This window comes from Cyanobium gracile UHCC 0281 (assembly GCF_034931305.1).
Classification (GTDB): domain Bacteria; phylum Cyanobacteriota; class Cyanobacteriia; order PCC-6307; family Cyanobiaceae; genus Cyanobium; species Cyanobium gracile_A.
On the sequence record NZ_JAYGHY010000062.1, the window covers coordinates 1 to 16,099 of the forward strand.

Consider the following 16,099-nt stretch of genomic DNA (forward strand, 5'->3'; position numbering starts at 1 on the left):
GCTCAGCCTGCCGGCCCTGGTGGGCGCCCTGGCCCGCAGCCGCCTCTGCATCGCCGTCGATTCAGGCCCGCTGCACCTGGCCGCCGCCGCCGGCTGCCCCACCGTGGCCCTCTTCGGCACCGACGCGGACGGCATCGGTGCCAGTCCCCGCGATCTCTGGGCGCCCCGGGCCGAGCACGTCTGGATCAGCCGCAGCGATCACCGCTGCAGCGGCTGCCTCCAGGTCCGCTTCGAGAACCCCGCCTGCCCCCTGGAGCATCACAGCTGCATGGACGGACTGCCGCCCGAGCTGGTGTGGCCCCTGGTGCAGCAGGCGTGGCAGCGGTTGGCCCAGAGGCCGGACCCGAGGCCCCTCAGCGTCTTCTGAACAACGACGGTGCCATCGGAACGTCGACCCGCTCAGGGCTGCTTGTCTGCCATCAGCTTTTCCAGCTTGCGAATTCGCTGCAGGGTGGTCTGCCACACCTCCAGCTGGAAGGCCCGCTCGCGATCACCGGCCGTCACCGCCTGGCGGCACTCCTCCACCAACACCTCAAGATTCTCGCGACGCTCAAAGGCGTCCCACAGCTGGCGCTCGATCCGGGCCCGTTCGATGAAGTTCCAGCGCTGCAGCCACGACATGACAAGGGATCGGCGAGGCACCAGTTAAGCCATCACCCCCCCATCTCCTCCACGCCCACCCGGTGCTGCAGCTGCTCGATCCCCACCACCAGCAGGATCCCGGCGGCCGCCAGCAGCAACGCCACCACCAGGCTGCCGGCATCCGGGGGGGCCGCCAGGGCATCGCGCAGCACGACCAGCTTGCCCTTGGCGTTGCGGGTGGATTCGAGCACCGTGCGGAACGGCCAGATCTTCCAGAGGGAACCGGCCATGAAACCCACCAGCAGGGCCACCACCTGGCCGTGAAAGCGATGCAGCAACCAGCGCAGCAGCCGCACGAAGCTGATCAGACCGACGGCACAGCCGGCGGCGAAGGGCAGCAGGATCGACAGATCAAGCCCCTTCACCCCTTCCATCACGTACTGGTACTGGCCCAGCACCAGCAGCAGGAAGGAGCCGGAAATGCCCGGCAGGATCATCGCCATGATCGCCACCGCCCCGCTCCAGAAAAGGGTGAACGGGTCGTGGGGCATGGTCACCGGAGCCTGGGTGACCAGCAACAGGGCCAGCGCCACGCCGAGCGCCATGGCCACCAGGCCCTGGACGCCCCAGTGGGCGTGGCGGGCGATCAGCAGGATGGCCCCCAGGATCAGCCCGAAGAAGAAGGCGAACAGGAACACCGGATGTTCGGCGTAAAGCCAGGTGATCGGCCGCACCATCACCAGCACCGCCACCGCCAGGCCTGCCACCAGCGGCACCAGGAAGCCGAGATGAATCCGGGCCGCCGCCGCCTGCCACGCACCGCGGCGCAGCAGGGCCAGCAACCCGAGGTCGAAGCCGGCGATGGCCTCCAGCAGCTCGCCGTAGATCCCCAGGATGAAGGCCATGCTGCCGCCCGAAACCCCGGGCACCACATCCGCCGAGCCCATCGCCAGGCCACAGGCCACCACGTAGGGCAGGGAGAACCCGCCCGCCTTCGCCGCTGGCGGGGTCAAGGGGGAAGCTGAATCGGGCAGGCCGTCCGCCATGGCGAAAGAGGAGATGGGACACTGGATCGCCACGAACCCTACGGGGGCCCCACCGTGAAAGCCATCGCCGTGCTGGGCTCCACCGGATCGATCGGTACCCAGACCCTGGAGATCGCCGAGGAGTTTCCCGACCGTTTCCGGGTGGTGGCCCTCACCGCCGGCCGCAACCTCGATCTGCTGGTGGAGCAGATCATCCGCCACCAGCCGGAGGTGGTGGCCCTGGCCGAGGCCGACCGGGTCGCCGAGCTGGCCAGCCGCCTGGCGGCCCTGGAACCGGCGCAGCGTCCGGCCCGGCTGCCCGAACTGGTGGGCGGCTCCGAGGGCCTCTGCGCCGCCGCCGCCTGGGCCAGCGCCGATCTGGTGGTCACCGGCATCGTCGGCTGCGCCGGCCTGCTGCCCACCCTGGCGGCGATCCGGGCCGGCAAGGACCTGGCCCTGGCCAACAAGGAAACCCTGATCGCCGCCGGCCCGGTGGTGCTGCCCGAACTCAAAAAAAGCGGCAGCCGGCTGCTGCCCGCCGATTCGGAGCATTCAGCCCTGTTCCAGTGCCTGCAGGGCACCCCCTGGGCCGACACCGCCCGCCTCTCCACCGGCGTGCCGACACCGGGCCTGCGGCGCATCCAGCTCACCGCCTCCGGCGGCGCCTTCCGCGACTGGCCCGCCGCCGATCTTGCCAAGGCCACGGTGGCCGATGCCACCAGCCACCCCAACTGGAGCATGGGGCGCAAGATCACCGTGGATTCGGCCACCTTGATGAACAAGGGGCTGGAGGTGATCGAAGCCCATTACCTCTTCGGCCTCGACTACGACCACATCGAGATCGTCATCCACCCCCAGAGCATCATCCACTCGATGGTGGAGCTGGCCGATTCCTCGGTGCTGGCCCAGCTGGGCTGGCCCGACATGAAGCTCCCCCTGCTCTACTGCCTCAGTTGGCCGGAGCGGCTGGAGACACCCTGGCGCCGCCTCGATCTCACCGCCGTGGGCCAGCTCACCTTCCGCGCCCCCGACAGCGCCAAGTACCCCTGCATGGCGCTGGCCTACGCCGCCGGCCGGGCCGGCGGCACCATGCCCGCCGTGCTCAATGCCGCCAACGAGCAGGCGGTGGCCCTGTTCCTGGACGAGGCGATTCCCTTCCTGGCGATCCCCGAGCTGATCGAGCGGGTCTGTGATCGCCACCACGCCGACCACCACGACACCCCCACCCTCGACGACGTGCTGGCGGTGGACGCCTGGGCCCGCCAGGCCACCCGTGAGGCGGCGGTCGCGCTCCGCGGCCAACCGGCCCCGGCCCTGCCGGCATGAGCAGCGTCCAGCACCACCTGCTGCTCTGCGCCACGCCCACCAAGGCGCTCTGTGGCGACCCGGCCGTCGGGGCAGCCAGCTGGGATCGGCTCAAACAGCTGGTTCGGGAGCTGGGGCTGGAGGAGCCCGGCCGGCCCAAGGGGGTAGTGCTGCGCACCAAGGCCGACTGCCTGCGCGTCTGTTGCGACGGGCCGGTGCTGCTGATCTGGCCGGAGGGCCTCACCTACGGCGGCGTCACCCCCGAGCGGATCGAGCGGATCGTGCACCAGCACGTGATCGGCGGGGAGCCGATCGAGGAGTGGATCGTGCGCCGCACCCCCTTCAGCCGCCCCCTTGCCCCCGGCTGAGGCGCCGTAACCAGGCCACCACCAGCCGATCGGCCCAGCAGGCCGACCCATCACCGGGGGCATGGAAGCCGTTGTGTCCGCCATGGGGCGTGATCACGACCGTGGGGAGCGCTCCTGCGCCGGCCCCAGCCTGGCTGGGGAGGGCGGCCGCCAGCTGCCGCAGCGGGCCCACCGGCACCCAGGGATCGTCGCCGGCATGCAGCAGCAGCGTGGGGGGCAGAGGCCGGCCGTCGAGCAGAGAAGCCAGGGGGCTGGCGGCGGCGTAGTAGTCGGCCACCGAGGCGAAACCCCAGCGCGGCGCGGTGATGGCCGCATCGAAGGCCCGGATCGTGCGGGCCCGCGTTGGCCCCAGCAGCGCCTGGCGCTCCGCCTCATGGAGCCCACCCGGATCAGCCAGGGTCTGCTCCCGCAGGCGTTGCATCAGCCAGCGCTGGTAGATCCGGTTGCGGCGGCGCTCGAACTGGACGGCGCAGACCCCCAGATCGAGGGGACTGCTGACGGACACCAGGCCATCGAAGTCCAGGCCGCCCAGGCCAGCGTTGAGCAGCACCGTGCCCCCCAGGGAAATACCGGCGCCATAGAGCGGCAGGTCGGGGGCCAGCTGCCGGGCCCAGGCCACGGCCGGCCCCAGATCGTCATTGCAGAGGGCGCAGTAGGTGCCCCGGGCGAGGGGCCGACCGCGGCCGGCACCCCGCAGGTTGAGGCGCAGCACGGCGAAGCCCTCGGCGGCCAGGGCCTGGGCCAGGCGCCGCGGTCCGGGGCCGTCGCCGGAGCCCCCCAGACCATGCAGCACCAGCACCAGACCGATCGGTGCGCCACCGTCGGGACGGTCCAGCAGAGCCACCAGTTGGTCGCCGTCCGCCAGGGGGATCGGCATGGCCTCGGCACGATCGGGGGGAAACCGCAGGGGCCGCAGGGTGTCCCGCAGGGTCTGCAGATCGCCGCCGATCCAGGGGGAACGCTGGCGGAAGGGGGGCAGGCCGAGATGGTGGGGAAGGTGGCTCACGACACCGGCCCCTCCCTCAGGCTGCCACCTTCGTCTTGCCCACGCCCATGGAACGGAGCTCGCTCAGCAAGCCGTTGAGCACCGCCTTGGCATCGCCGAAGACCATGGCGGTCTGGGGCATTTCGAACAGGGCGTTGTTGATGCCGGCGTAGCCGGCCCCCAGGCTGCGCTTGACGACGAACACCTGACGGGCTTGATCCACCTCCAGCACGGGCATGCCGTACAGGGGGCTGGTGGGGTCGTTCTTGGCCTGGGGGTTCACCACATCGTTGGCCCCCAGCACGATCACCACGTCGGTGCGGGGGAACTCGGGATTGACCAGGTCCATCTCCAGCAACTGCTCGTAGGGCACATCGGCCTCGGCCAGCAGCACGTTCATGTGGCCCGGCATGCGCCCCGCCACCGGATGGATGGCGTAGCTCACCTCCACACCATGACCCTCGAGCAGCTTGGCCAGCTCCCGCAGGGAATGCTGGGCCTGGGCCACCGCCAGGCCGTAGCCCGGCACGAACACCACCCGCTCGGCCTGCTCCAGGGCCATGGCGCATTCCTCGGCACTGCAGCTGGTGATGCGGGTGTAGCCCGCCTCGCTGCCGCCACCGCCCACGGCGCCGGTGCTGGCCCCGAGGGCGCCACCGAAGAGCACCGACACCAGGGAGCGGTTCATGGCGGTGCACATCACCTGGGTGAGGATCAGGCCCGCCGCCCCCACCATGGCGCCGGCCACGATCAGCAGCTGGCTGCCCACCACGAAGCCCGCCGCCGCCGCCGCCACCCCGGAATAGGAGTTGAGCAGCGAGATGACCACCGGCATGTCAGCGCCGCCGATGGGCAGGGTGACGCCGATGCCCAGCAGGGTGGAGCCCCCCATCAGCAGCCACAGGGGCAGGCCGGAGGGATCGCCCGGCAGCAGCACGGCCGACACCAGACAGAGCACCGCAAGCGAAATGTTGACGCCGTGGCGCAGGCGGCTCTGGGTCCAGCCGGGGGTGTCCAGCCAGCCCTGGAGCTTGGCCATGGCCACAATCGAGCCGCTGAAGGTGATCGCCCCGACGAACACCGACACGGCGATCGACACCAGGGCGACGATGTCGGACGTGCCGCCATCGAACAGGGCCACGCCCATGGCCACCAGCAGAGAGGCCATGCCGCCGCAGCCGTTGAACAGCGCCACGGTTTCCGGCATGGCGGTCATCGGCACCCGGCGGGCCGTGACCAGGCCAGCCAGCCCACCGGCGGCGCTGCCGGCGGCGATCCAGAGCCAGGCGATCGGGTCGGGCCGGATCTGGATCAGCAGCCCCACCACGGCCAGTCCCATGGCCAGGGCCGCCAGACCATTGGCCCCGCGGGCGGAGCTCACCTTCGAGAGGCCCTTGATGCCAAGGGCCAGCAGGAGCACGGCCGCCAGATCAATGGCGGCGGCAAAAGCATCCATGGAGAACGTCATCGGCTGTCACCCTTGCGGCGGAACATGGCGAGCATGCGATCGGTGACGAGGAAGCCGCCGATCACGTTGTAGAGGGCGAAGCCCAGGGAGAGGGCTCCGATCACCAGCAGGGCCGTGTTATCTCCGGCCTTCTGAATGAGGGTGAGGGACGCCAGCACGGTGATGCCGCTGATGGCGTTGGCCCCCGACATCAGCGGGGTGTGCAGGGTGGGGGGCACCTTGCCGATCAATTCCAGCCCCAGCAGGCTGCCCAGCAGGAGCACCCATAGGGACTGCGTCAGAAGGCTCATGAACGGGCTCCGATGGGGGACAGGCCGGCGGGTTCGACGATGTCGGCGCGGCGGCAGGCGCCGGCATGGGTGAGCAGACAGCCGTCCAGGATCGGATCCTCCGGATCCAGCCGGAAACCGTCCTCGCCCAGCACGTGCTCAATCAGGGTGGCGATGTTGCGGGCGTAGAGGGCGCTGGCGTGGTTGGGCACAGTGCTGGGCAGGGAATCGGCCCCGATCAGCAGCACGCCCCGGCGCTCCACCGTGGCCCCAGGGATCGTGCCGAAGCAGTTGCCGCCCTGGGCCACGGCCAGATCCACCACCACCGCGCCGGGCCGCATGCCGTCGAGCATCGCCTCGCTGATCAGGCGGGGAGCCGGCCGGCCGGGCACCAGGGCGGTACAGATCACCATGTCGGCCAACGCCAGCTGGTCGGCCAGCTGCTGGCGTTGGGCCGCCAGGAAGGCCTCACTGGCCTGGCGGGCATAGCCGCCCACCTCGGCGGGGGCCTCTTCGAGTTGCGGCGGGTCGATGAAGCGGCCACCGAGGGATTCCACCTGCTCCTTCACCGCCGGCCGCACATCCGAGACGTACACCACGCCGCCCAGGCGGCGGGCGGTGGCCAGCGCCTGAAGCCCGGCAACGCCGGCCCCCAGGATCAGCACCCGGGAGGGCTGGATCGTGCCTGCCGCGGTCATCAGCATCGGCACGTAGCGATCGAGGGCGGCCGCCGCCAGCAGCACCGCCTTGTAGCCAGCGATGTTGGCCTGGGAGGAGAGCACGTCCATCGACTGGGCCCGGGTGATCCGCGGCAGCAGCTCAAGGGCGATGGCGGAGGCCCGCCGGCCGTTGAGCGTCTCGACCAGGGCGGTGGCGCCGTAGGGGGCCAGCAAGCCCACCAGCAGGGATTGCTCACGCAGGCGGCCCAGGTCCTCGCTCCGGGGGGGCTGCACACAGAGCACCCCGTCGACCGCCCCCCAGGCCCCGGCCTCCCCATCCCACAGTTCGGCGCCCACGGCGGCGTAGTCGGCGTCGAGGAAGCCGGCCGACTGGCCCGCCCCCTGTTCCACCTGCAGGGTCGCCCCCTTGGTCACCAGCCGCCTGACCGTTTCGGGGGTCGCGGCGACCCTCCGCTCTCCGGGAGCCGTCTCCCTGGGAATCAGCAATTTGACCAACGCGGGGCCACACACACTTCTTCCGCGATAGACAGGCCCGCCCGTGACGGCAAGCCACCGGGCGCCAATGTGCGGACACGCCCACCGGGCCCTGGCCAGCCCAGCAGAATCGGCCCATGGCGCCACCGTCCTTCGATCTGGGTCTGCGCCGCGTTGCCGGCCTGCCGGGAGTCCCCGGCGCCCCCCGCGGCCCCGAGCCCCGGGCCTGGCAACGCCGGCTGATTCAGCTGCTGCGGGCCCGGTTGGTCGCGGCGAGTCCCGGGGGCCAGGACGTGCTCGTGCATGCCGGTCCCGGCGCCGGCAAGACCCTGGGGGCCCTGCTCGCCTTCCAGCAGCTGCAACGGGAAGGACGCCTGGAGCACTTTGTGGTCTTCTGCCACCGCAGCGCCATCGCCCGCCAGTGGATCGGCGCCGCCGCCCGCCTCGGCCTGGTCCTGCAGGAATGGGAGACCCCGGGGGGACCGCCACCGGCAGCGACCGGCCAGGGTCTGCTGCTCAGCTACCAGGCGGCCGCCCTGCACCGCCGGCGCCTGGAGCTTGATCTGGCCGGCCATCTCCATGGCCGGCGCTGGCTGGCGATCGGCGACGAAGTGCACCACCTGGGCCTTGATCCCCTCGAACCGGAAGCCACCGCCTGGGGGCATGCCTTCAGCAGCCTCAGCGGCGGCGCCCAGCTACGCCTGGGGCTCACCGGCACCCCTTTCCGCGCCGACAACCTCGGCTTCTGTTCCGGCCGCCGGGTGCGGATGCACGACCAGCACGGACCGGCCGAGCGCATCATCCCGGATCTCTGCGTCGAGCCCCGTGCCCTGATCGTCGCCGGCGACGTGCGGCCCCTGGAATTCCGCTTTCAGGATGGCTGGGTCGAACACGGGCGCCCGGAGGGCGGACGGGACACCGAGACCTCCCCCCTCTCGGCGGAACAGCGGGAGAGCTGGCGGGCCCGCAACCTGCGTCGGGCCATCCGCCCGGGGGATCGGGGCGGGATCGCCCTGCGGCTGCTGCTGCAGGCCCGCCGTCGCCTGGAACGGGTGCGGATGGAGCATCCAGGAGCCGGCGGTCTGGTGGTGGCCCGCGACATCGACCATGCCGGCTGCATCGCCGACCTGCTGGCCAAGGAAGGGGACCGGGTGCACCTGGTGCATTCCCAGGATCCGGAGGCGGCCCAGCGTCTGGCGGCCTTCCAGGCCGGGGAGGCCGACTGGCTGGTGAGTATCGACATGTGCGCCGAAGGCTTCGATGCCCCCCGGCTACGGGTGGTGGCCTACCTGACCACCGTGGTCACCCGCAGTCGCTTCGTTCAGGCGATCACCAGGGCCGTTCGCATGGACGGGGATCGCTCCGGTCAGGAAACCATCCCACGACGGCCGTCCTACGTGTTCGCGCCGGCCGATCCCCTGCTGATCAGCTATGCCCGGGCCTGGACCGTGAGTGAGCCCTACGTGATCCGGCCCCGCCCGACGGAAACGGCGCCCGGCAGCGCCGGCTCCCCGGCCAGCGCCCAACGCCTGCCGCTGCAGGCCATCGCGGACGATGCCGGCCGGATGCTGAGCGTCAGCGGGCCCGTGCTGCCGCCCTTTCGGCGCGGATCGGCCTGAAAGTGGCTGCATCGGGCCGTTTGCCACCGATTTTCTTGCAACGATGTGACAACCAACACCATCGAGGTGCCCACCAGCAGTCAACGTGGGCACCACAGGACTTCCACCGAGATCAACCCGATGGACACTCCAAGAGACGACGCCAGCGACCAGGACGGCGGTTTTGAGGCCCCGCTGGATGCCGCAGGCCATCGCCGCGTGACTGTGGCGGTTTGCTGGGCCCTGGCCCGCCGGGCCGCCCTTGATGGCCGTGAGCTGTTCGAAGACAGCTATGCCATCAACGAGGAATTCCGTGAGTGGCTGCTCACACTGGAAGACCACCCCGAACTGCTTCAGGCCAATGTTCTGATGGTTCCCAGGGATCTGCACCTCGACCGCCGCCCGGAAACCGACGGCCTGCTGGAAATCTGAGCCGCCCCGGTCGGCCTCAGCGGCGCCTGGGCCCGCCGGGACGGTTGCCCCCCGGCCTCGGGCCGGTGGCTCCGGCATTGCGTTCCCGGTAGGTGATGCGGCCCCGGGTCAGGTCGTAGGGGCTGATCTCCACCAGCACCTTGTCCCCGGCCAGCAGCTTGATACGGAACTTGGTCAGCTTGCCCGCCGCCCGGCAGAGGCACTGGTGACCGGCAGGCTGCTCGAGGGTGACGAGGTAGAACCCGTTGCCCTGCTCCTTTTCGATCACACCGGACGTTTCGATCATGCGGGAAGGCTGGCTTGAGGAAAACAACAGAGTTTCAGCTTAAGCGCCGGCCGTGCCCGCCCCCAAACGCTTCACACGCTGGGAAGACCGGAGCGATAGGGTCGGCCGACCGAGCGCCCCTGGCCCCACCCGATGATCCTTCCTCCCATCTCGATGGATCTGGGCCTGCTGCTGATCTCGATTGGCGTGGTCAACCTCTGGCGGGCCCGGGAAAGCACCTGATTCGTCTGGAGCAGTGACCACCACCCTGCTGCTCCACAAGCCCTACGGGGTGCTCAGCCAGTTCCGACCGGAACCGGGCAGTCCCTGGGGCACCCTGGCCGAGCTGGTCGATCAACCGGGCGTCTATGCCGCCGGCCGTCTGGATGCGGACAGCGAGGGCCTGCTGGTGCTCACCGACGATGGGCGGCTGCAGGCCCGGCTCACCGACCCAGCCCAGGGACACTGGCGCCGGTATCTGGTGCAGGTGGAGGGTGTGATCACCCCGCCGGCCCTCGACAGCCTCCGTCAGGGGGTGATGGTGCAGGGGCGACGCACCCTGCCGGCCCGGGCCCGGGCCGTGGCCGTCCCCTCCCTGCCCGAAAGAGATCCGCCGATCCGCCACCGGCTGCGGGTGCCGACCGACTGGTTGGAACTGGAGTTGCGCGAGGGGCGGAACCGCCAGGTGCGGCGCATGACCGCCGCAGTGGGACTGCCCACCCTGCGCCTGCTGCGCACGGCGATCGACCTGATGGATGGCGGCCCGCCCCTGACTCTGGTGGGCCTGGCCCCCGGCAGCTGGCGCGCCGTGAGCCCGCAGGAGCGACAACGCCTGGCGGCGCTGCTCAGACCAGGGCGTCCTTCAACTCCCTGACCGTCTGGAGCTGGCCGTAGTAGTAGTTCGCCCGGGCGCGGCGATCCGGATCCTCGAGCGTGTCGAAGGCATCAAAGCCCAGCGAAGACCAGAGCTCATGCCCGCAGGCGCGGGTGAGCTCGGCGATGGCCTCCTCCTCCAGGTTGGCCAGCCGCCGCTGAAGATTCTTGATCTGGGAAATCGCCATGACCGCCGGCAAACCCCAGCAATAGTACACACGAACTGACGGCTGATGCCGCTTCAGAAGGGAAGCTTCTTCTTGGCTTCCTTGTCGAGGTCGGACTCCATCTCCCGCAGACGCCGCAGGATCGTGTCGTAGTACTCCTTGAGGTAATCCTCGAGCCGGGTCGTTTCGGCGAGATCCAGGCCGAAGGCGGCATAGCTGGCCTCCATGGGCGCGGTGAGGGGCTCGCCGCCACCCACAACTTCGGCGAAGGCAAGGCGTTCGGCCACGTTGAGGCTGGCTTCGAAGAACCCTGTGACCGACTGCATCAGCCCCAGCAGCACCGGCGGCACCCGGAACACCCGGGCCTCGCGGCCGCTGTACCGTTCGCACAGCTGGGTGATCTCGCCGGTGATCCAGGCCCTGGGCCCCACGACCGGGAACGCCTGCCGGATCGTTTCGGGCCGCTCAAGCGCGGCCACGGCGAAGCGGGCCACGTCCTGGGTGTTCATGTAGGCGATTGGCGTCGGTGCACCGCTCACCCAGACGGTCTGGCTCTCCAGCACCGGGATCGCGAACTGGCTGATCAGGCCCTGCATGAAGGCGACCCCACGCAGGATCGTGTAGTCGAGGTCGGAGGCCTCAAGCCACTCCTCGGTGCAGGCCTTGATGTCCATCAGCGGCACGCCACGGTGCTTGGCGGCATCCAGCAGCGACATGAACACCAGCCGGCCCAGACCGGCGCGCCGACAGGCGGCGAAGAGATTCTGCTTGCCGTCCCAGTCGATCTCGTAGGCACTGCCGCCATCGGTGGCCCGGGCCGTGGCGGCATCGATCACCGCCTCCTGGCCCTCCAGGGCGTAGTCGAGGCTGGCGGGCTCCAGCAAGTCACCACGGGTGAGGTCACAGCCCCATTCCTGCAGAAAGGCCGCCTTGCGTGGCGAGCGCACGACGCAGCGGACGGTGTGTCCCGCATCAAGGGCACGACGGGCGATCTGGCGACCGAGGGTTCCTGTTCCACCGACGACCAGAACCTTCATGGACCCCTGCAAAGGAAGCGGGCTGAGCCTAAGGGTGCGTCTGGCTCCAGCGCGGAGCCGGACTCCGGCGCTCAGTCGTTCAGGAGCTTGAGCAGCAGGGCGCCGCCCGCCAGCCCGACGGGGATCAGCACCCAGAAGATGGCGGCGGTGCCGAAGATTTCAGAGGCCATGGCCCGGACAAGGGGGAACGGGCTACCTATCTAGCAGCCGTCGGGCCGTAGCCACGATCACCGGCCAGGGGGCCTCGCTGCGCAGCTGGCCGGCCATGACTCCGCTCGCCGCCGTGGCGAACCCCTCCGCCCTCAGGGCCGCCACCAGCGGCGCCAGCGGCGGGGGCCCCTGACCGAGATGGCGGGCAATCACGTCCACGGGCCAGCAGCGGGGTGTGGCAGCCGGGTCGTCCCGGAGCCGCTCCAGCCGCCGCCGGCCCGGCCGCTCCAGATGGGCACCCCCCCCCTCGGCCTGCTGCAGCATCGCCACGAGCGTGGCGGGATCCTGGAGGGGGCCGATCCAGAGCGGGCCGCTGACCGCCAGGGCCGGCCCCTGGTCCAAAGCGGCCCCGGGACAGGCGCAGGGGCGCCAGCGGCCCAGCCGCAGCAGGCTCTGCACCTGCTGATCACCGCAGCCATGGCAGTGGGCCACCAGGCCCAGCTGGGCCTCCTCCCCGGCGGCAGGATGGCGCGCCAGTCGCACGGCGGTGCGGAACGCCCGGCCTTCGCTGAAGCTCAGCAGGGGGCTGAGCCCCCGCCCCATCGCCCAGGCCGTCCGGGCCAGCAGCCCCAGCTGAAGGCGCAGGGCGATCTCCCAGCTGGCGGGATGGGCCCGGGCGGCGGCACCGAAACGGCGCACGGCGGCCAGGCGGTCATGGCCCGTGGCCGAACGTCCGTCCGTGCTGGCCAGGTAGAGCACGCCGCCGAAGGCCACCGCCTCGAGGGCCAGGGGAACCAGGGCGGCCGGACAGCCGAAGGCATCCAGATCCACCAGTTCGAAGCGGCGCCCCTCCACCAGGCAGCCCGCCAGCAGCTGCTGGGCCGTGGCGGTGCTCAGCTGCCGGTGCACCGCCGCCGGCAGCCGGGCCAGATTGCGCTCCAGCAGGGGCAGGCGGTCCGGGTCGGCGTCGTTGGCCCACACCGCCGTGGCACCGCCCTCCAGGCCGTAGCGGAGGGCCCGGATGCCGCAGCCCGCCATGCCATCCAGCACCTGCACGGGCCCATCGGTGCCGGCGGCGACCAGGGTCCGCGCCAGCAGGACGCCGAAGTCCCTGGCGGGCCTGGAGGCGGGTCGGAAGAAGCCGTCACCGGTCTCCACGACGGCCGCACCTTCGCAATAGTGAGGGGGTTCGCTCAAATCCGGGTCCTTGCCGCAACCATCGGTGTCGTCCGCCGACCTCCAGCCTGCCCCCGGGGAGACCGCGCCGCAGCAGGGAGCCGACTGGGGGGACCACGCCCAGTGGGACTGGCGCGGCCACGGTTGCCACTGGCGCCGCCTGGGCCCTCCTGACGGGCCGGCGCTGGTGCTGTTGCACGGCTTCGGGGCCGCCAGCGGCCACTGGCGCCACAACGCCGGCCCCCTGGCGGCAGCGGGCTGGTGCGTCTACGGCCTCGACCTGATCGGCTTCGGCGCCTCCAGCCAGCCGGGCCTGGATCGTCATCAGGCCCTGGACAACCGCCTCTGGTCCAGGCAGGTGCAGGCCTTCCTGGCGGAGGTGGTCCAGGCGCCGGCCGTGCTGGTGGGCCATTCCCTCGGTGGTCTGGTGGCCCTGACCTGCAGCGTGTATGCCCCGCAGTGGGTGCGAGCCGTGGTGGCGGCGCCCCTGCCCGATCCCAGCCTGCTGATGGCCGGGCGCCGCCAGCCCCGCCGTCCCCCCTGGCGCCGGCGACTGAAACGGGGGGTGATCCACCTTCTGCTGCGGCTCCTGCCCCTGGAGCTGGTGGTTCCGCTGCTGGCCCATTCCCCCCTGCTCGACCTGGGCATCCAGTCGGCCTACCACCACCCGGTGATCGGTGACCAGGAGCTGCGTCGGCTGATCGCCCGGCCCGCCCGACGCCCCGGAGCGGTACGGGCCCTGAGGGCGATGAGCATCGGCATGGCGCTGCGGCCGTACCAGGCCACCGCCGTCGCGCTGCTGCAACGGCTGGGGCGGCCCACCCTGCTGGTCTGGGGCGGCCAGGATCGGCTGGTGCCGTTGGAGGTGTCCCAGCAGTGTCTGCGGTTGCGCCACGACCTCGACCTGCAGGTGATCCCGTCCTGCGGCCACTGTCCCCACGATGAGACCCCGGACGCCTTCCATGGCGCGGTGCTCCGCTGGCTGGAGTGTCTGGAGACGGGCTGAAGGGAAGGCGTCCCCTGGCGCGTACCTTTGGTTAGACCGTGCCGGCTTTCCCTCCGGTCCCCCGCCGCACCCCGATCACGAGCCCGACATGAAGCACACCCTCTCGGTGCTGGTGGAAGACGAATCGGGAGCCCTGAGCCGCATCTCCGGTCTGTTCGCCCGGCGGGGTTTCAACATTGAAAGCCTGGCGGTGGGGCCGGCGGAGCACCGGGGCATGTCTCGCCTGACCATGGTGGTGGAAGGGGACGACCGCACCCTTGAGCAGATGACCAAGCAGCTCAACAAGCTGATCAACGTGCTCGGGGTGATCGATCTCTCCACCATTCCGGCGGTGGAGCGCGAGCTGATGCTCCTGAAGGTGGCGGCGCCGGCGGAGAACCGCGGCGCCATTTTCGATCTGGTCCAGGTCTTCCGGGCCAAGGTGGTGGACGTGGCCGACGACGCCCTCACCCTTGAGGTGGTGGGGGATCCGGGCAAGCTGGTGGCCCTGGAACGGCTGCTTGAGACCTACGGGATCCTGGAGATCGCCCGCACGGGCAAGGTGGCTCTGGAGCGGGCCTCGGGGGTGAACACCGAGCTGCTCAAAGCCACCGCCTCAGACAAGCGCGTCCCCGCGTAAGAGGGCAAGCGCGTCCCCGCCTGAGCGGGCCTCAGGGCTTCTTCTTGACGAGCGTGCCCCCTTCAATCACCCGGGCCTGGATCAGCTTGTCCCCCTGCTGGATGCGATCGATCACCTCCATCCCCTTGGTCACCCGGCCGAAGACCGCGTAGCGGCCATCCAGCTCGGGCAGCGCCTGCAGGGCCACATAGAACTGCGCGCTGGCGGAATTGGGGTCATTGGAGCGGGCCATCGCGATGGCGCCGCGCTCATGCGTGAGGGCGAGCTGGCGCGTGGCGGTGGGGGTGGTGATCTCTTCGCCGTAGCGGGGTTCCTGGCTGCCGCTGAGCTTGAGCTCCAGGGGGATGCGCCGGGACTCGCCACTGGCGGGGTCAACGAAACCGCCCGAGCCGTAGTCGCTGGGGGCCACCTTCGGATCGGCGCTGCTGGGATCACCACCCTGCACCACGAAGGGCACCGGCTCACGCACCACCCGGTGAAACACGGTGCCGTTGTAGACCCCGCGTCGCACCAGATCGACGAAGTTGCCCGCTGTGAGCGGGGCCGCCGCACCGTCCAGGCTCACTTCCACCGGTCCTTTGCTGGTCTCCATGGCCACCACCGCCGTTCCCTGCAGACAGGGGGTGGTGGCCGCCTCACAGCCCAGCGGTTGGTTGCCGCTGTCGGCGGCGCAGGCCGCCAGGCCTAGGGGTGTCAGCCCCAGAACCACCAGGAGCAGCAGCCGCCAGCCAAGGGATGCAGAGGTCGTGCGCTGTCGCTTGCCTTGCTGAGCCATCTCAAAGGCCCTCCAGGGGAACACCCAGGAAGCGGGCCAGTCGGGCACCCGCCAGTTCCAGATCGGCCAGGGGCATCGGCTCTCCCACCCGGGTCAGGGGCATGTCCCGGCGACCCTGCACCCGCAGGGCCAGGCGTCGCTGGGGACTGAGGCCATCGCGCACCTCCACCTTCACCGCCTGGATGTCCCGCAGGGGGATCACCACCTCGATCAACTGGCGGAAGCCGCGTCGGCTGATGCGGGCTTCGCCAGACCCGCGATCGAAACGGTTGAGGCCCGAGCCCACATCGATGCTGATCACAAGCCACAGGTAGGTGGCCAGCAACAGCGCCGCCACGCCGTAGAGCCCCATCACCAGACCCTGGGGCACCCAGACGAGGGCCGCAGGGTGGCCGATGGGCAGCAGATCGCGGCCGAAGCGGCTGGAGGCGCTCGTGAGCACGAAACCAAGGCCACCGATGCTGACGGCGGCCGCCACCAACAGGTTGGAGAGACGGCGGGAGCCGAGCACCGGTTGCTCCAGCACCTGCTCGTCGGCCGAAGGGGAAGCGACGCCGGGCGAAGCCATGCGGGACGAAAGGGCAATGGCCCGCCATCCTGCCGCGAAGCGTGCCGGAGGCGTCAGTTTCAGCCCGTGTCGCCTGGCACGGGGGGCCGATCGACGTTGTTACCATCCCCCGGTAACCCACAGCCCTGCGGGTCATCCGCACCGCTTTCACCCATGACGATCGCCCTAGGGCGTGCACCGGCCACGCGTGGATGGTTCGACGTCCTCGACGACTGGCTCAAGCGCGACCGCTTTGTTTTCGTGGGCTGGTCCGGTCTGCTGCTGTTCCCCACGGCCT

At 70.5% G+C, this 16,099-nt stretch carries 21 protein-coding genes and 1 pseudogene; 9 read left to right on the top strand and 13 right to left on the bottom strand.

Annotated features, from left to right (window positions below; all coding sequences use genetic code 11):
* A partial coding sequence (locus tag VB739_RS14040) for a glycosyltransferase family 9 protein (protein WP_323357664.1) occupies positions 1-367 on the top strand: 367 nt, incomplete at its 5' end.
* Between the two features lie 32 nt (positions 368-399).
* Here VB739_RS14040 and VB739_RS14045 read toward each other — a convergent pair.
* Together VB739_RS14045 and VB739_RS14050 are read right to left on the bottom strand one after the other, a co-directional pair.
* The gene (locus VB739_RS14045; protein WP_323357681.1) at positions 400-621 is read right to left on the bottom strand and encodes a hypothetical protein; all 222 of its coding nucleotides are present in this window, start codon (positions 619-621) and stop codon (positions 400-402) included.
* 32 nt (positions 622-653) lie between these two features.
* A complete protein-coding gene (locus tag VB739_RS14050) occupies positions 654-1,628 on the bottom strand; it encodes a DUF368 domain-containing protein (protein WP_323357665.1) in 975 nt (324 codons plus the stop codon).
* Between the two features lie 54 nt (positions 1,629-1,682).
* Here VB739_RS14050 and VB739_RS14055 point away from each other — a divergent pair, with 54 nt between their 5' ends.
* Entirely contained in the window at positions 1,683-2,933 is a 1,251-nt protein-coding gene (locus VB739_RS14055) for a 1-deoxy-D-xylulose-5-phosphate reductoisomerase (protein ID WP_323357666.1), read from the top strand.
* Positions 2,930-3,280: a (2Fe-2S) ferredoxin domain-containing protein gene (locus VB739_RS14060; protein WP_323357667.1), complete on the top strand. Its 351-nt coding sequence runs from the start codon at positions 2,930-2,932 to the stop codon at positions 3,278-3,280. The genes VB739_RS14055 and VB739_RS14060 overlap by 4 nt, the downstream gene beginning before the upstream one ends.
* Here the strand turns inward: VB739_RS14060 and VB739_RS14065 are convergent.
* Genes VB739_RS14065 through VB739_RS14080 form a run of 4 tightly spaced genes read right to left on the bottom strand, consistent with a single transcriptional unit; the run spans position 3,255 to position 7,177 of the window.
* Positions 3,255-4,286: a YheT family hydrolase gene (locus VB739_RS14065; RefSeq protein ID WP_323357668.1), complete on the bottom strand. Its 1,032-nt coding sequence runs from the start codon at positions 4,284-4,286 to the stop codon at positions 3,255-3,257. The two genes, VB739_RS14060 and VB739_RS14065, sit on opposite strands and share 26 nt — an antisense overlap.
* A 16-nt stretch (positions 4,287-4,302) precedes the next feature.
* Positions 4,303-5,733, bottom strand: coding sequence for an NAD(P)(+) transhydrogenase (Re/Si-specific) subunit beta (locus VB739_RS14070; protein ID WP_323357669.1), 1,431 nt, complete (start codon positions 5,731-5,733; stop codon positions 4,303-4,305).
* Positions 5,730-6,023, bottom strand: coding sequence for an NAD(P) transhydrogenase subunit alpha (locus tag VB739_RS14075; protein WP_323357670.1), 294 nt, complete (start codon positions 6,021-6,023; stop codon positions 5,730-5,732). Before VB739_RS14075 ends, VB739_RS14070 begins: the two co-directional genes overlap by 4 nt.
* Positions 6,020-7,177 (bottom strand): NAD(P) transhydrogenase subunit alpha, encoded by a 1,158-nt coding sequence (locus tag VB739_RS14080; protein ID WP_323357671.1) that lies wholly within the window; start codon positions 7,175-7,177, stop codon positions 6,020-6,022. Before VB739_RS14080 ends, VB739_RS14075 begins: the two co-directional genes overlap by 4 nt.
* Positions 7,178-7,293: 116 nt before the next feature.
* Here VB739_RS14080 and VB739_RS14085 point away from each other — a divergent pair, with 116 nt between their 5' ends.
* Complete coding sequence (locus VB739_RS14085; protein WP_323357672.1) at positions 7,294-8,775, top strand: DEAD/DEAH box helicase; 1,482 nt, start codon at positions 7,294-7,296, stop codon at positions 8,773-8,775.
* Between the two features lie 120 nt (positions 8,776-8,895).
* A complete protein-coding gene (locus VB739_RS14090) occupies positions 8,896-9,186 on the top strand; it encodes a hypothetical protein (RefSeq protein WP_323357673.1) in 291 nt (96 codons plus the stop codon).
* 16 nt (positions 9,187-9,202) lie between these two features.
* On the opposite strand, the gene infA is transcribed toward VB739_RS14090, so the two are convergent.
* Positions 9,203-9,472: a translation initiation factor IF-1 gene (gene infA / locus VB739_RS14095; RefSeq protein ID WP_015108791.1), complete on the bottom strand. Its 270-nt coding sequence runs from the start codon at positions 9,470-9,472 to the stop codon at positions 9,203-9,205.
* Between the two features lie 235 nt (positions 9,473-9,707).
* On the opposite strand from infA, the gene VB739_RS14100 reads away from it, so the two are divergent.
* Positions 9,708-10,325 (top strand): pseudouridine synthase, encoded by a 618-nt coding sequence (locus VB739_RS14100; protein ID WP_323357674.1) that lies wholly within the window; start codon positions 9,708-9,710, stop codon positions 10,323-10,325.
* On the opposite strand, the gene VB739_RS14105 is transcribed toward VB739_RS14100, so the two are convergent.
* From VB739_RS14105 to VB739_RS14120, 4 genes are all read right to left on the bottom strand, one after another.
* A complete protein-coding gene (locus VB739_RS14105) occupies positions 10,297-10,512 on the bottom strand; it encodes a hypothetical protein (RefSeq protein WP_323357675.1) in 216 nt (71 codons plus the stop codon). The two genes, VB739_RS14100 and VB739_RS14105, sit on opposite strands and share 29 nt — an antisense overlap.
* 53 nt (positions 10,513-10,565) lie before the next feature.
* On the bottom strand, positions 10,566-11,528 hold the full coding sequence (locus VB739_RS14110) for an NAD(P)H-binding protein (RefSeq protein WP_323357676.1): 963 nt from the start codon (positions 11,526-11,528) through the stop codon (positions 10,566-10,568).
* 71 nt (positions 11,529-11,599) lie between these two features.
* On the bottom strand, positions 11,600-11,698 hold the full coding sequence (gene petM / locus VB739_RS14115; RefSeq protein WP_015108796.1) for a cytochrome b6-f complex subunit PetM: 99 nt from the start codon (positions 11,696-11,698) through the stop codon (positions 11,600-11,602).
* A gap of 22 nt (positions 11,699-11,720) precedes the next feature.
* Entirely contained in the window at positions 11,721-12,875 is a 1,155-nt protein-coding gene (locus tag VB739_RS14120) for a N2,N2-dimethylguanosine tRNA methyltransferase (protein WP_323357677.1), read from the bottom strand.
* 25 nt (positions 12,876-12,900) lie between these two features.
* Between VB739_RS14120 and VB739_RS14125 the strand changes: the two genes are divergently transcribed.
* The gene (locus VB739_RS14125; RefSeq protein ID WP_323357678.1) at positions 12,901-13,860 is read left to right on the top strand and encodes an alpha/beta fold hydrolase; all 960 of its coding nucleotides are present in this window, start codon (positions 12,901-12,903) and stop codon (positions 13,858-13,860) included.
* 88 nt (positions 13,861-13,948) lie between these two features.
* The gene (ilvN, locus tag VB739_RS14130; RefSeq protein WP_216905094.1) at positions 13,949-14,479 is read left to right on the top strand and encodes an acetolactate synthase small subunit; all 531 of its coding nucleotides are present in this window, start codon (positions 13,949-13,951) and stop codon (positions 14,477-14,479) included.
* Positions 14,480-14,510: 31 nt separating this feature from the next.
* Here the strand turns inward: ilvN and VB739_RS14135 are convergent, their stop codons facing one another.
* A complete protein-coding gene (locus VB739_RS14135; protein ID WP_323357679.1) occupies positions 14,511-15,254 on the bottom strand; it encodes a peptidylprolyl isomerase in 744 nt (247 codons plus the stop codon).
* 1 nt (position 15,255) lies between these two features.
* Entirely contained in the window at positions 15,256-15,822 is a 567-nt protein-coding gene (locus tag VB739_RS14140) for a photosystem I assembly protein Ycf4 (protein ID WP_323357680.1), read from the bottom strand.
* Positions 15,823-15,975: 153 nt separating this feature from the next.
* Between VB739_RS14140 and VB739_RS14145 the strand changes: the two are divergent.
* Positions 15,976-16,099: pseudogene (locus VB739_RS14145) on the top strand (photosystem II D2 protein (photosystem q(a) protein)); the annotation flags it as partial.